This window comes from Sphingobacterium faecium (genome assembly GCF_003054045.1).
GTDB lineage: Bacteria > Bacteroidota > Bacteroidia > Sphingobacteriales > Sphingobacteriaceae > Sphingobacterium > Sphingobacterium faecium.
On sequence record NZ_QBKH01000001.1, the window covers coordinates 33,569 to 47,905 of the forward strand.

Annotated in this window: 11 protein-coding genes and 3 tRNA genes; 9 read left to right on the top strand and 5 right to left on the bottom strand. The window is 35.0% G+C overall.

Going from position 1 to position 14,337, the window contains the following annotated elements; all coding sequences use genetic code 11:
• Position 1: 1 nt before the first annotated feature.
• Positions 2 to 679: a CDP-diacylglycerol--serine O-phosphatidyltransferase gene (gene pssA / locus C8N37_RS00145; RefSeq protein ID WP_108157005.1), complete on the top strand. Its 678-nt coding sequence runs from the start codon at positions 2 to 4 to the stop codon at positions 677 to 679.
• A 3-nt stretch (positions 680 to 682) separates the two neighbouring features.
• On the opposite strand, the gene C8N37_RS00150 is transcribed toward pssA, so the two are convergent.
• Positions 683 to 1,030 carry an Hpt domain-containing protein gene (locus tag C8N37_RS00150; protein ID WP_108157006.1) on the bottom strand — a complete coding sequence of 116 codons (348 nt, stop codon included), beginning with the start codon at positions 1,028 to 1,030 and terminating at the stop codon, positions 683 to 685.
• Positions 1,023 to 1,514, bottom strand: coding sequence for a 2-amino-4-hydroxy-6-hydroxymethyldihydropteridine diphosphokinase (gene folK, locus C8N37_RS00155; protein WP_108157007.1), 492 nt, complete (start codon positions 1,512 to 1,514; stop codon positions 1,023 to 1,025). The genes C8N37_RS00150 and folK overlap by 8 nt, the downstream gene beginning before the upstream one ends.
• 110 nt (positions 1,515 to 1,624) lie before the next feature.
• Between folK and sppA the strand changes: the two genes are divergently transcribed.
• Together sppA and C8N37_RS00165 are read left to right on the top strand one after the other, a co-directional pair.
• Complete coding sequence (gene sppA, locus C8N37_RS00160; RefSeq protein ID WP_108157008.1) at positions 1,625 to 3,388, top strand: signal peptide peptidase SppA; 1,764 nt, start codon at positions 1,625 to 1,627, stop codon at positions 3,386 to 3,388.
• A gap of 112 nt (positions 3,389 to 3,500) precedes the next feature.
• The gene (locus C8N37_RS00165; protein WP_108157009.1) at positions 3,501 to 4,691 is read left to right on the top strand and encodes a phosphoglycerate kinase; all 1,191 of its coding nucleotides are present in this window, start codon (positions 3,501 to 3,503) and stop codon (positions 4,689 to 4,691) included.
• 53 nt (positions 4,692 to 4,744) lie between these two features.
• On the opposite strand, the gene C8N37_RS00170 is transcribed toward C8N37_RS00165, so the two are convergent.
• Positions 4,745 to 7,564: a TolB-like translocation protein gene (locus C8N37_RS00170; protein ID WP_108157010.1), complete on the bottom strand. Its 2,820-nt coding sequence runs from the start codon at positions 7,562 to 7,564 to the stop codon at positions 4,745 to 4,747.
• A 648-nt stretch (positions 7,565 to 8,212) separates the two neighbouring features.
• On the opposite strand from C8N37_RS00170, the gene mgtE reads away from it, so the two are divergent.
• From mgtE to C8N37_RS00190, 4 genes are all read left to right on the top strand, one after another.
• Positions 8,213 to 9,595, top strand: a complete 1,383-nt coding sequence (gene mgtE, locus C8N37_RS00175) for a magnesium transporter (RefSeq protein ID WP_108157011.1) — start codon at positions 8,213 to 8,215, stop codon at positions 9,593 to 9,595.
• Between the two features lie 133 nt (positions 9,596 to 9,728).
• Positions 9,729 to 9,802, top strand: a tRNA-Asn gene (locus C8N37_RS00180).
• 121 nt (positions 9,803 to 9,923) lie between these two features.
• Positions 9,924 to 9,997, top strand: a tRNA-Asn gene (locus tag C8N37_RS00185).
• 264 nt (positions 9,998 to 10,261) lie between these two features.
• Positions 10,262 to 11,125: an HD domain-containing protein gene (locus C8N37_RS00190; RefSeq protein WP_108157012.1), complete on the top strand. Its 864-nt coding sequence runs from the start codon at positions 10,262 to 10,264 to the stop codon at positions 11,123 to 11,125.
• Positions 11,126 to 11,271: 146 nt separating this feature from the next.
• On the opposite strand, the gene C8N37_RS00195 is transcribed toward C8N37_RS00190, so the two are convergent.
• Positions 11,272 to 12,831 (bottom strand): S41 family peptidase, encoded by a 1,560-nt coding sequence (locus C8N37_RS00195; protein ID WP_108157013.1) that lies wholly within the window; start codon positions 12,829 to 12,831, stop codon positions 11,272 to 11,274.
• 208 nt (positions 12,832 to 13,039) lie between these two features.
• On the opposite strand from C8N37_RS00195, the gene C8N37_RS00200 reads away from it, so the two are divergent.
• Positions 13,040 to 13,113, top strand: a tRNA-Asn gene (locus C8N37_RS00200).
• Between the two features lie 61 nt (positions 13,114 to 13,174).
• Complete coding sequence (locus tag C8N37_RS00205) at positions 13,175 to 14,089, top strand: PfkB family carbohydrate kinase (protein WP_108157014.1); 915 nt, start codon at positions 13,175 to 13,177, stop codon at positions 14,087 to 14,089.
• On the opposite strand, the gene C8N37_RS00210 is transcribed toward C8N37_RS00205, so the two are convergent.
• Positions 14,090 to 14,335: a cytochrome b5 domain-containing protein gene (locus C8N37_RS00210; protein ID WP_108157015.1), complete on the bottom strand. Its 246-nt coding sequence runs from the start codon at positions 14,333 to 14,335 to the stop codon at positions 14,090 to 14,092.
• Positions 14,336 to 14,337 lie beyond the last annotated feature (2 nt).

The window sequence follows — 14,337 nt, forward strand, 5'->3', positions numbered from 1 at the left end:
CATGAAAAAACATATTCCCAATACTATAACCTGTTTAAATCTATTTAGTGGATGTATCGGAGTGCTGATGGCTCTGAAGGGGGATTATATGTCAGCTGCTTATTGTGTGTTGGCATCTGGTATATTTGATTTTTTTGATGGTATGGTTGCGCGCATTTTACACGTGAAATCGAATATTGGAAAAGAATTGGATTCGTTGGCTGATATGGTAAGTTTTGGTTTTTTGCCAGGTGTCATTATGTATAAATTGCTAGGAGAGGTTTTTGTGGATCAACCTGCAGTAGCTTATTTGGGATTTTTCGTGACCATCTTTTCGGCATTGCGCCTCGCTAAATTTAATTTGGATGAACGTCAAACGACCGATTTTATTGGTTTAAATACACCGATGAATACCTTTTATGTGCTATCGTTACCTTTTATTGCAGAAAAATACCCACAGATTATCCTGAATCCTTTTTTCCTGTTAATCAGCGTTGCTATAACGAGCTACCTGTTGATCAGTGAGATTAAACTGTTTTCGATGAAATTGTCTTCGATGTCATGGGAAGAAAATAAATATAAATTTATTTTCGTGATTTTGGCAATTGTGCTTTTTGCTATTTTTCAGTTTATAGCATTGCCTATGATATTGCTCATCTATCTTATCCTATCGTTGTTACATTTTCAACGGTTAAAATAATCGTTATAGTGATTTTTCATACTGCTCCAGTTCATTAAATAGTTCATCGAATAATATTTTTAACGAATTGAATTGTGATTGAATATGATCAATAGCGGTCATCTCTTTTGCTGAGGTTTCCAATAGTTGTAATTGATCTTTTAAATACGAGGCTCCAATATATTCCATTGTTGGTTTGATATGATGGGCGGCACTCATTATTTGTTGATGATCTGTTTGTTCGACTGCTCTTGTTAATTTTTCAAAATCTACCGGAGTCTGTGTCCGATATAATGCAATAAACTCTTTGATCATATCGTCATTATTAAACATACTTTGTTCAATAATGTCTGGTTTAATGTACTTATACATGTTCTTGATAAATGTGTACGTCTAAGGTGTCTGTGCAGATGGCTAAAAGCTGATCGTTACTCTTCTTTAAAATTGGATGTATATAATCTGGAGCGATTTCAACTAACGGAATGAGTGTAAATTTACGGTCTTGAATATAGGGGTGTGGAATTTGAAGATGTGGCAAGTTAACGCTTTCATTTTCATAATATAAGATATCAATATCAATAACACGTGCTCCCCATTTTTCAGAACGAACTCTTCCTAATTGATTTTCTATACTTTGACAGATTTCTAAAGTTTCAATGGGATTAAGGAAGGATTTAACTTCAATAACCTGATTGAGAAAACTTGGTTGTTCTTCTACTCCCCAAGCTGCGGTTTCAACGATAGTAGAAACTTTTGTAATTTTTCCGATTGAACTTGCTATAGCGATTAAAGCGTCATTTAATTGCGCTGTTCGATCACCAAGATTTGCTCCTAATAAAATGTAGATGCTTTTCACCTTATAAATATAGAATTTTAGTTAATTATATGAAAGATTTAAAAATATATTTGTAACATTTGTACAGAATTGACAACTAATGAATCAATTGAACGTTAGATTTTTATTATATGAGATCATTTTTTAAATATGTATTAGCTACTGTCACTGGAATTGTGATATCAACAGTAGTTTTATTTGTTATTGCACTCGGTATTATAGGTGCGTTGGTGACTTCTGCTTCTTCGGAAAAGGAGGTTATCGTTAAAGATAATACCCTTTTATATCTTACTTTTAATCATGCTATTTCAGAACGTTCGGTGGAAAATCCATTTGGCTCTCTGGATATCCCGGGCTATAATTTGAAGAATCTAGGTTTGGATGATATTCTTGCTAGAATTAGAAATGCAAAGAAGGATGGGAAAATTAAAGGAATTTATATGGACGCTAGTACGATCGCTACTGGATTTGCAAGTCTAAAAGAAATAAGAGATGCCTTGTTGGATTTCAAATCATCGGGTAAGTTTATCGTTGCTTACAATGAAGGCTATTCTCAAAAAGCCTATTATCTAGCGAGTGTTGCTGATCAAGTATATGTAAATCCAGAAGGTACGATTGATTTTAAAGGTTTAGCAAGTTCTACCATGTTTATGAAAGATGCGTTCGATAAATTTGGGGTTGATATGCAGGTTATCAAAGTCGGTACTTTTAAAAGTGCGGTTGAACCGTATTTTTTAAATGAAATGAGTGCTGCTAACCGTTTGCAAGTAAATTCATATTTGGGAAGTATCTATGATTCCTTTATTCAGGAGATTTCAGCTTCAAGAAAAATGAGTGCGGATTCATTGAGAAATATTGCCAATAATTATTTAGTTCGTAATGCGGATGATGCTGTGCGCTATAAATTGGCAGATGCTAAACTCTATAAAGATGAACTGATTTCAGAATTAAAGAAAAGACTGAACGTAGCGGCAAAAGATGATCTATCCATTGTATCCTTAATGGATTATAAATCGAAAACAAATACCAGTTCTGAGACATCTCAAGTAGCTGTTTTGTATGCTGAAGGTGCGATTGTAAGTGGTGAAGGATCTAAATATGAAATAGGCTCGGATAAAATCTCTAGAGAGCTTCGGAAGTTGCGTGAGAATGAAGATGTGAAAGCTGTTGTTTTTCGTGTCAATTCACCGGGAGGATCTGCTTTAGCTTCTGATGTTATTTGGAGAGAGGTCGAATTGACAAAGAAAGTGAAACCGATCATTGTTTCTATGGGTGATTATGCTGCTTCTGGGGGGTATTATATTTCTGCTGCCGCGGATTCGATCTTTGCTGAGAATAATACGATTACGGGTTCGATAGGTGTATTTGGTGTAATTCCAAATTTTAAAAACTTATTGAACAATAAAATCGGTGTGCACTTTGATGGTGTTAAAACGGGTAAATTTTCTGATTTAGGCATGGTCCCTGACCGACCTTTAACTGCTGAAGAACGCGATATCATCCAGATGGAGGTGAATCGTGTTTATCAAACTTTTATGAAACGTGTTTCGGATGGACGAAAAATCACTGTTGCTCAGGTTGATACTATTGGTCAAGGTCGTGTTTGGACGGGTAAACAAGCGCTTGAAATCGGTTTGGTAGATCGTATTGGTGGTGTAGATGATGCGATAAAATCTGCTGCTAAAAAAGCTAAAATAGCTCAATATGCGGTCAAGCAATATCCGGCTAAAGATGATGCCTTATCTATGTTTTTAAATTCATCTAAGGAAAAAGTGCAGATCTGGATGGCTCAGCAACAAATGGGGGAGTTTTATAATTATTTTAATGTGATTAAAAATGTTTCCAGTCAATCGGGTATTATGGCAAAATTACCATATTCGATTGAAATACATTAATTCTTTTCAAATTTATCAAAAAAAGCCTTTTATTATTCGGATAGTAAAAGGCTTTTTTTATATTTAGCTGTCCATTTGAATGGATCAGTAATACTTCACAAAAACAATAGAAATGAAAACAGTAGATAATTTAAACTTCGCTGACAAAAAAGCGCTGATACGTGTTGATTTTAACGTTCCCTTAGATGATAATTTTAATATTACAGATGATAATAGAATCCAAGGTGCAACTCCTACGATTAAAAAGATTTTAAATGATGGTGGATCGGTTATTTTGATGTCACACTTAGGTAGACCAAAAGACGGACCAACGGATAAATATTCATTAAAACACATCGTATCCCATTTATCTCAAGTTTTAGGAGTAGATGTTCAATTTGCAAATGATTGTATTGGTGAAGAGGCCGTAGATAAAGCGAAGCACTTGGAACCTGGTCAAGTATTACTTTTGGAAAATCTTCGTTTTTATAAAGAGGAAGAAAAAGGTGATGTCGCTTTTGCTGAGAAGTTAGCAAAATTGGGAGATGTGTATGTTAATGATGCTTTTGGTACAGCGCATCGTGCACATGCCTCTACTGCGGTAATTGCACAGTTTTTTCCTGATGCAAAATATTTTGGTTATTTAATGGCTGCAGAACTTGGAAATGCTGAAAAAGTTTTAAATAAGGCTGAACGTCCATTTACAGCTATTATGGGTGGTGCTAAAGTTTCCGATAAATTGGAATTAATCGAAGCTTTATTGGACCGTGTTGATAATTTGATTATTGGTGGCGGTATGGCTTATACTTTTGTAAAGGCTCGTGGCGGTGAGATCGGAAAATCATTAGTAGAACTTGATAAGTTGGACTTGGCAACAGCATTGGTTAAGAAAGCGGCAGCTAAAGGAGTGAATTTGATATTACCTACTGATGCTCAGATTGCCGATAAATTTGCTAACGATGCTCAAGTTTATGATGGTCCTAATGATGAGATTCCTGCTGACTTGCAAGGTCTGGATATTGGTAAAGAATCGGGTGCGGCTTTTGCGAAAGTAATCGAGGCATCTAAAACGATTCTATGGAATGGACCGATGGGTGTTTTTGAGTTTGATACTTTTGCTACTGGAACAAAAGCTGTAGCAGATGCTGTGGTGAGCGCGACTGAAAAGGGTGCTTTCTCACTAATCGGTGGGGGGGATTCTGCTGCTGCTGTTTCTAAATTTGGAATGACGGAACAAGTGAGTTATGTATCGACTGGTGGTGGTGCTTTGTTAGAATATATGGAGGGTAAGGTGTTACCTGGTGTAAAAGCTATCGAAGATTAGTTAATCATCAAAAGGAAATAGAACAAAAGGCATCGATAAGATGCCTTTTGTCGTTAGTAGGTATAATTTAAACTAAATACGGGAACAACTTTCTGGGTAGCTGTTATATCATTGATGTACGTTAATTTAAGACTTGCTTCAAAATTTGGTAGTGGAAATCTAAAAGCATTAAAATCTGCAGATACGGATAGTCCAAAGGTCTTTGGACTGATATCGGATTGATGATGTATATTTTGATAGTTGGCAAATATTCCACCTTTGATCCGTTTGATATAAGTTAACCCGCCAATGGTCCAATCGGGATAGCTGATAGGAAACCTATAATTTATTAATAGCGTATTCTTAATTTTCTCATATTTATAATAGCCGTATCCGCTAATGGTTGGAATATCATTGCTATACTGATAGCGGCCTGATGCCTTTTGATACCCAAACCTAACCTGGAAACCATGATTGGTGACCAATCCAGGAATATAAAATCCGCTTCTGATTGAAAATAGCGTACCTGTTTGATTATCAAAGGGGAGGTGACGGTAGGTGAGGCTGAAGTTTTGTCCCCATCGTGGTGTTATATCCATTTTTGACATCATCGCATTTCTATTCCAGTAAAATTGATAAGTTAATGGGAATAATACCTTTGAGTTGAAGTTTTTCAAGCTATTGATACTTAAATCGTATCGTTGAAGATAGGACGTTGCAAAATTAAATCCTGTGCTATAGACATAATTTTTTTTGTAATAAGCCAATGGTATGGATATTTGTCCACTTATATCATGTTCTCTCCAATCAAAATTAATCGTACTATCTGCTTTATTATTAATGGTGGCTGTACCTATTTGTCCTTTATTTTCATATTTTAAGGTGAATTTTGGAAAATACTTATTGTAATTCAGCGTAGCCGAATAAGTAGATTTTTTAATATCTGTATCGTACTCATATCCTAGAACAAATTGTGTTGTATTGAGGATGTTATTGGATAGCCAAAATATACCGGGTTTAAAGTTGTCTAAGCTTTCGAAATTGGTATTGCTTAATGATAGGCTGTGAAAGTTAAATGTTCGGGATAGCCCTTTATATGGAGAAATTACATGTGCTGCTGTTGAGTCCGTATATGCAGAAAATTGGCTTTCTATCGTTCGATCAACATGATTCATGGCTAGAGTAATGGAATTCAACTGTAATGAATCATTATTTATTGCAGATATCTTTGATATTTTGTATCCATTATATTGGTAATTATTAAATAAAATTTCCTTTCTATAAGGGTCATAATATGGATTGAAAGCACCAAATGGTGCATTAGTGAGTTTTGTTAATTTTTTTGATTGTTTATGAAATTGATATATATTATCTAATCCCGAGAATTGAGCTTTAAATAAAATATGATCTTCATCGATATATTGTGGTCTTTCAAATTGCTCATTTCCCCAGTTCTGTAGGAATGTAATTTGTGAAGAGTTTAAGGATATTTCCGCTAAATTTGTTCCTTTGTTTGAAATTGCAATAGCGACTATTTTGGATCCGTCAGCATTAAATGAAGGTTGCTGTAGAAATATAGCGGGGTCTATCTGAATTTTCTTCAGTACTTTTTTTGTTTTAATATCGATTATGATAATGGCGGTTTGGTTACTTAGATCCACCTCAAGAGTCAGGATCTCTGACTTATGTGGATGTATAATGGGGTAGAAATAGCGACTTTTAGAGCTGATTTGTTCTTGTTTTTTTGTCCCTAAATGATATAGGTTAATTACATTATAGGATCTTTTTGTATACCGAATATCTCTCTTTACCTCATCCCAAACGATCATATTATTTCGAATATCAAAATTTGGAACGGTCTGATAACCCAATTTTATGAGGGTTGAAATTCTATTATCAGTATCTGTTTTTATAATTTCGGAGGTATTGTGTGGTGTTTGTAAAATGGAAAAATAATTGCTGTTTTCATCACTTTTCGGTAATAACCAATCTTGATAATTTTTATTGCTTCTGACTTCTATTATAGGGTATTTAGTGGAGGCATTTATTTGCTCATTTTGTAACCACTTATTATTCAGGTTGCTCATCGTTTTAGCGAACAAACCTGTGGTATTATATCCGGTTGTTTTCTTTAATGAGCGACTGAAATTGTATGGAGTCAGTAGTTTTTTATTGATATTTCCATATAGTTCGGGTTCAAAATTTTCTTTAAAGCTTTGTTTTAAATAAGCTGTCATGAAATAACCTATGGTATAGTAGCTTGGTATTTTATCGCGGTAGGATCCGAGCAGATATTTTTCAAATGTATATTTTTTATGGGCTCTTTCATTGGCTTTCAAGGTCATTTCAAAAGAAGGGAGTCTGCCTCTTCCACCTTTTGAATAAAAGGTTTCTGTCCATACAGCGTCGCCTTCGAAATACCAAGAAGGTAGTGTTAATCCGTAAATGGCAAGTGCCAATTGTTCTAAAAATGGAGCTTTAAGTTTTCCTGTTAATTTGTCAAATTGTGCAACGTGCCTCAATTCATGCAATGCCAGATTTGATAGCCATTCTTGGTTGTCTGGTTCGGGCGATGGACTGCTGTATAGTTCTGATTTTCTAGGAGCTAGCTGTACAAATCCATTGGGTCGAAGTTCTGTGTTCTGTAGAATGAGTGATATTTTTCGCGGCTTTGTCTGGAGATCTTTACCATTTATTTTTAAATACTGTACAATTTGATCAGCTAGTGTAAAGGCTTTATTTTCCATTTCGATAGGGAAAATCAATCTAAATTCTTTACAGTCAATTTGATGCCATTTCTGTGATGGTGGGGCTTGACTGTCTTCAAAAATTTGAGAGAAGCTTTTATGAAAAGTTAATATAGATAATAGAAATGATAACAGATAGATTTTCATGTACTTAAACTATTTTTTTGATCGTTAATTTTGGTCATTGATAGTGATTTTGGTGTAATTGTTGGTTTTTAATTTAATAATTTATTTACTATTTGGTTATGTGATAGTTCGTTATTGTAATTATACTTTTTTGTAAATCTATTATTAAATATATGTTTTTTATTTTAATTTGATCATTTAGATATTTTTTATTTTAATGTATTGATAATGAGTGTGCTTGTTTTTTTTATTTATCTAATTTTATAATCTTTATTACTACGTTTTTCCTCCTTAGTGATTGTTTCGTGTTGAAGGGTATCTGAGTTTGGGGTACATTTTGAATACTATTATATATCTGAATATAGGTATAAGAGTTTCTTGATCCTTAGGATTCAGTTATCCGATAGGATCGATTTTATGTTTTTCCATGTAAAATTAGGAGTGACAATACATCTTGTTTTTTTATTACTTTGATTTACCGAGTAGAGTTACTTACCTTTCTTAGATGAATTGAAAATGGAGTTCATCTTATTTTTTGTGATGAATACGTAGGTGAAAATAAGTATTTCATATAGACTATAAATAAATTCTTATATTATTTTTAAAAAGACGAGTTTTGCATAAAATTTTAAATACACCGATGTAGCATATTAGTAAAGAAAGGGAATTATGGAAGAATTGGAAATGCATGTTGAACAAATCGAACAGTTCATTGAGTCGAAGGATAATGATGGATTGCAAGCATATTTAAATGAACTAAATATTTCAGATGTGGAGGCGCTGATCGATGAGCTTCCTGAGCATGCCCATATATTCATAGAGACCTTAAATCTGAACCGTGCTGTAAATGTATTTCGTATCTTGGATTTCCCTACTCAAGAGCGTATTTTTAAAAAGCTTTCTGGTGGTAAAATTAGTGAGCTCATTAATGAAATGCCTCCGGATGACCGGACTTCTTTTTTTAGTGAATTGAAGGATGGTGATGTGGTGAAACAATTGATCATTTTACTACCACCGAATGATCGAAAAGAAGCCCTTTCTTTATTGGGATACCCTGAAGATAGTGTTGGTCGTTTAATGACGCCTGACTATATCACTGTAAAACCACATTGGAATATCATTCGAATTTTAGAACATATCCGTCGATATGGAAAAAATTCGGAAACTATCGATGTTTTATATGTCATTGATGCTGCTGGTAAACTGATCGATGATATTCGTATTAAAGATGTGCTCATGGCAGATCCGAATGTTGTTGTTGGTGATCTTATTGACAACAGGCTGATTTCTTTGAATGCCAATGATCCACAGGAAGAGGCTGTTAATATTTTCCGGATGAATAATCGTGTAGCATTGCCTGTCGTCGATAAAGAAGGGATTATGTTGGGGATTGTGACTATTGATGATATTCTTTGGGTCGCAAATGAGGAATATACAGAGGATATGCAGCGATTTGGGGGAACTGAGGCTTTGGATGAACCTTATTTGGATGTTTCTATTGTCAATTTGGTTAAAAAGCGGTCTGGATGGTTAGTGGTCTTATTTTTTGGACAATTGTTGACTGCAACCGTTATTGAGCATTTTGAGCATCAATTAGCAAGTGCTATCATGCTTTTTGCTTTGATGCCACTCATTATATCGAGTGGTGGTAATAGTGGTTCACAAGCATCGACATTGATTATTCAAGCCATGGCACTGGGTGAGGTTACATTGGGTGATTGGTGGAGAGTCATGAAGAGAGAGTTAGTCTCAGGTTTTTTGTTGGGATTAATTCTTGGAATTTTAGGATTTATCCGAATCATGACCTGGCAGGGGTTTTCACATGCTTATGGTGAACATTGGGTATTAGTCGGACTTGTAGTCAGCTTTTCGCTTGTTGGTGTTGTGCTTTGGGGTTCTTTGATGGGATCAATGCTTCCTTTTATTTTAAGAAAACTTGGTGCAGATCCAGCGAGTTCATCGGCTCCATTTGTATCGACTTTAGTTGATGTAACCGGTCTTCTGATTTACTTCACATTTGCTGTTTTACTCTTAAAGGGTGTTTTGATCTAAATGAGATAAAAATTATTCTTATTGGAAGCGAGGGAGTTGCAAAAAATGTTTTTAAAAGATTTGTAGGATTGCAATAATCTTCCGATAATTGCATCACCGAAACGGAAATGACGCTTCGGAAAATTAACCGGATTCCTGAATAGCTCAGCTGGTTAGAGCATCTGACTGTTAATCAGAGGGTCGCTGGTTCGAGCCCAGCTTCAGGAGCAAAACGATTTTAGATAGTAAAATCGTGATTCAATCGATAGTCTAGATTGAACGTATTTAAAAGATAAGAATGTAAATTCTTAAAACCAAAAAGAGCTATAGCAATATACTCTTGAATGATTCCTGAATAGCTCAGCTGGTTAGAGCATCTGACTGTTAATCAGAGGGTCGCTGGTTCGAGCCCAGCTTCAGGAGCATAAGGGAAAGCACGGTAAAACGGTCGCTTTCCCTTTTTTTTTAAAATCCCACAGTCTGCTCTAAATCGGAGGTATAAGTTCATAAACAAAGCCGACATTGGCGGTTCGATCTTACCCTTACTCCATAGGTCAATTTTAATTGAATATCCGATGAACAATCCCCATGCAATTATAAAAACTGATTTTCAATTTTAAGATCATCAGAAAATCGTGTTATTCCGTTTTTTCATCTCTACCCTTATCTTAGATCCATTATATTTGTATGATGACGTCAATCGATATTTTTTATGGCAATTTCGAACTTGAAGATATACTCAGCGATCTCATAAGTTCGGCACCCGTTCAAAGGTTAAAAAATGTCCATCAGGGAGGTGTGATTTTTTTGGTTTCACCACATGTTAGTCACAGTAGATATGAACATGCTATCGGAGTTATGCTTCTTGTGAGGAAACTTGGGGGTAGTCTGGAAGAACAGATTGCCGCCCTTTTGCACGATGTCTCCCATACTGCTTTTTCCCACGTTATCGATTATGTCCAGCAAAAGAAAGAAGAAGATTATCAAGAGCAAATTTTTGAACAAGTAATAGCAAATTCCACTATACCTGCTATTCTCACTAGACATGGATTCAGTACTTCTTTACTGGAAGATCCGAAATATACTTTGCTTGAGATGCCTCTTCCTGCCCTTTGTGCGGATAGGATAGATTATACGATGAGGGATTTATATCATTTTGGCGTAATCAATATTGTTGAGGTGCATGATTTCCTCAATGAACTTGCTGTTCAGAATGGGAAGATTGGTGTTAAGAGTGAAAAGGCCGCTTCATGGATTGCCAATAAATATCTTCAGCTCAACAAGGAGTATTTTAGAAAACCCGAACATATATATGTCAATACGAAGTTTTCTGAATTGATTGCTCTCGGATTGGAGAAAGGAATTATTATTTTGTCTGATCTCTGGAAAGATGATCCTGCAGTTTTATCGATGATAAAGTCTAATCCTGATCTCAATTCAGAACTTCAAAAAATAAAAAGCCTTGACGGTTTCGAAAGTTTTTCTGTTTATGAGTCTGCAAAGACGTTTAAAGAAAGGATTCTGAAACCGATGGTCATTGATAATACCTAAAAATTACGCTTTGCTGAATGTATCTTATATATAATATCATTTCCTATATCGATCAATTTAGGTGATGAAGCAATCATCTGGTTTGCGAATTGCGCACTAAAAAGAGCAAAATTAAAGCCTTTCCAAAATGGAAAGGCTTTTTACGTTTATTTTGTTTTTAATCTATTTTCAACCATTCCTTTGAATTGATTCGAGGATAAATCCTTTAATTTCTTGATTTGGTTCGTTGATGTCCGCGTACTTGAAATCGCAGATGAGCTATTGAGGTAACTACCTGTTGTCAAATAATTATAGGCAGCTTGAAGCGATTGTTCTTTCAGGTTTCCTAATGCATAGTCTGGATCATCTCTACTTGTTTTGTCAACCGACATGCCATCAAAGTAATCACTTTCGTTATTTGAGTTTTTTGATGTAAACATACTCAAGTAGACTTCATAACCTCCAATGGTCAAAGGGAAAAATCCGACCGGCTTTCCGTAAGTTTTTTCGCCAATTAATTTGACAGGTAAGTAAGGTTTGAAAATATTGATGAGTAGTTCGCTTGCAGAAGCAGTATTGTCCGTGACAATAAATACAATTGATTTAATATTTAAATTTCCATTTGGGACAAACTTAAATGTATTTCCTGAAACACTATAATCGATATTACCGTAATTGCTCGTTATAGGGTTTCCCATTCGATCTGTCGTTTGGTAAGTTAAGTTCTTTAAATATTGTGTTTTGTTGTTTTGCATCGTACTATTATAGTGTTCTGAAAACATGACTTTTCCATTTAAAGAGGCTGGAGCAATTTTATTGGCGATAAACTGAGCGGTATTGATATAGCCTCCGCCATTATAGCGCAAGTCAATAATCAGATCCGTAATACCTGCAGTTTGGAATTTATTAAACGTATTGATTAGATCTGCTTGTGTATGCTCTAAGCTAGAAAATGAGGTGAAAGCAAAATAGCCAATTTTATTGGCACCATGGGTATAAACACTGTCTTTAACGACTGATTTGGTTTTATATCTAGTTTTTTTCAATGCAATCTCAAATGATTTTCCATCAAGTTTTACCCCTTTGATTGTTGTGGATTCACTATCAAATAACGCCGTGTTTAACCGTGCTATTTCACTATTAAAATTAGAACCATATTTAATTCCATCGATATGTGTGATTACATCTCCACGATCTAATCCAGCTATAGCGGCTGGAGAACCAGTATAGGTTAATTGTATTTTAATGTCGTAGTCTGTATTGGTTCCATAAAGACCTACTTTCAAACCAAAGTCATTCCCATTTCCTTCTAAGTCGAGAGATGCTGATTCGTTCTTTCTAATAAAAGCGGTACTGCCGTTATAGCTTTCTTTATCGATATAACTATATTTCGTTTCATTATCAGAACTATATTCATAAGGCAAGGTGGTTTTCGGATTTATACCATAACGTGTAATGGCAAATAATTCGGCATTTAGATTTTCATATTCATCAGTTCCTTTGCTGTATTGTCGTGGATTGAAGACGGTATACGTCGGAAGATCGGTGTTCCATAAATATGCATCTGTTGCATAATAAAAAAGAGAGTCTGTCAATCTTTCGATACGTGTAGTTTTTATATCAGGTTCTTTGACTGCATCATCATCTGTTACATTTTTTTTGCTACAACTAAAAAAAAGTGCGGTTAAGAGTAAAAGGGTGCTTGTTTTTACAGCAACTTGGTGCATAAGGGAATAAATTTAAATCAAATTATTAAAGTAATAGGATGATGTAATTGCTTTGTTTTCAATCGCTATTATTTTATAATCTAAATATGATCATTATTTCGATAAAAAAAAAGTAAAAAATATTTAAAATAATTTGGAAATACGTTGAATTTAGCTATTTTTGTGGCATCAAAAGAGAAGGATATATAGTCATCTTTCTTGAGAAGATTCCTGAATAGCTCAGCTGGTTAGAGCATCTGACTGTTAATCAGAGGGTCGCTGGTTCGAGCCCAGCTTCAGGAGCATTAGGTTAAACCGGCTAAAAAGCCGGTTTTTTTTGTTTAAAGTTATTTATTTATACACTATGAGTTTAGTAGTAATGGGTACGGTAGCATTCGACGCTATCGAAACACCTTTTGGTAAGACAGATAAAATTGTTGGTGGAGCTGGAACTTTCGCGGCACTTTCAGCATCTTTCTTATATGACCAAGTAAAATTAGTAGGCGTTATCGGTGAAGATTTTGGAGATGATAATCTTCAAATCATTACGAGTAAAGGTGTAGATGTTGAGGGTATCCAAATCATAGAAGGTGGTAAATCATTTTTTTGGGCAGGTAAGTATCACAACGATATGAACAGTCGTGATACCATCACTACTGAATTGAATGTATTGGAAAATTTTGATCCGATCATTCCGGAGAGTTACCAAGATTGCGAATTTTTGTTATTGGGTAATGCGACTCCTCAAGTTCAAATGACTACTTTAAATCGTCTAAAAAACAAACCTAAATTGGTTGTTTTGGATACGATGAATTTCTGGATGGATATCGCTATGGATGATTTGAAAGCGGTATTGAAACATGTTGATGTATTAACGATTAATGATGGTGAGGCTCGTCAATTATCTGGAGAGTATTCATTGGTAAAAGCTGCTGCTGTTATTCTTGAAATGGGACCGAAATATTTGATCATTAAAAAAGGAGAGCATGGTGCTTTATTATTCGGTGAAGGACAGATTTTCTCAGCTCCAGCATTGCCATTGGCAGAGGTGTTTGATCCAACGGGTGCCGGTGACGCATTTGCAGGTGGTTTTATAGGTTATTTGGCAAAGGTAAAAACGATTAACTTTACCAATATGAAAAATGCTGTGGTCTATGGATCAGCATTGGCATCATTCTGTGTCGAGAAATTTGGTACTGAGCGATTGCAGACTTTAACGCACGAAGAAATTGAAGCTCGATTAAAAGCTTTTGTTTCTTTAGCTAAATTTGATATTTAATTATCCTATTTTTCCTATTACAGGAAATTTAAGAAATACTTGATCTGAGTGAGGAGCTTGTGAAAGCTCCTCCGTTAGGTCTTGACCAGCCCAATGTTCATAGTGTTTTCCTGATCTCCACAAACGACTTGCTGTGACATCATATATTAATCCTTGAAAAGCCACCCATATTTCAGGTCTATCTTGACCATTTCTCAATGCAAGTTTCGATTTCGAATATACCGGGAGTGTTTCATGATGATCCATGA

Excerpts from the sequence above, each read along its gene's own strand:
- C8N37_RS00190 (WP_108157012.1), top strand. The coding sequence starts at position 10,262 with ATGATGACGTCAATCGATATTTTTTATGGCAATTTCGAACTTGAAGAT.
- C8N37_RS00150 (WP_108157006.1), bottom strand. The coding sequence starts at position 1,030 with ATGTATAAGTACATTAAACCAGACATTATTGAACAAAGTATGTTTAAT.
- C8N37_RS00205 (WP_108157014.1), top strand. The coding sequence starts at position 13,175 with ATGAGTTTAGTAGTAATGGGTACGGTAGCATTCGACGCTATCGAAACA.
- C8N37_RS00170 (WP_108157010.1), bottom strand. The coding sequence starts at position 7,564 with ATGAAAATCTATCTGTTATCATTTCTATTATCTATATTAACTTTTCAT.
- C8N37_RS00195 (WP_108157013.1), bottom strand. The coding sequence starts at position 12,831 with ATGCACCAAGTTGCTGTAAAAACAAGCACCCTTTTACTCTTAACCGCA.
- C8N37_RS00165 (WP_108157009.1), top strand. The coding sequence starts at position 3,501 with ATGAAAACAGTAGATAATTTAAACTTCGCTGACAAAAAAGCGCTGATA.
- pssA (WP_108157005.1), top strand. The coding sequence starts at position 2 with ATGAAAAAACATATTCCCAATACTATAACCTGTTTAAATCTATTTAGT.
- C8N37_RS00210 (WP_108157015.1), bottom strand. The coding sequence starts at position 14,335 with ATGGATCATCATGAAACACTCCCGGTATATTCGAAATCGAAACTTGCA.
- mgtE (WP_108157011.1), top strand. The coding sequence starts at position 8,213 with ATGGAAGAATTGGAAATGCATGTTGAACAAATCGAACAGTTCATTGAG.
- sppA (WP_108157008.1), top strand. The coding sequence starts at position 1,625 with ATGAGATCATTTTTTAAATATGTATTAGCTACTGTCACTGGAATTGTG.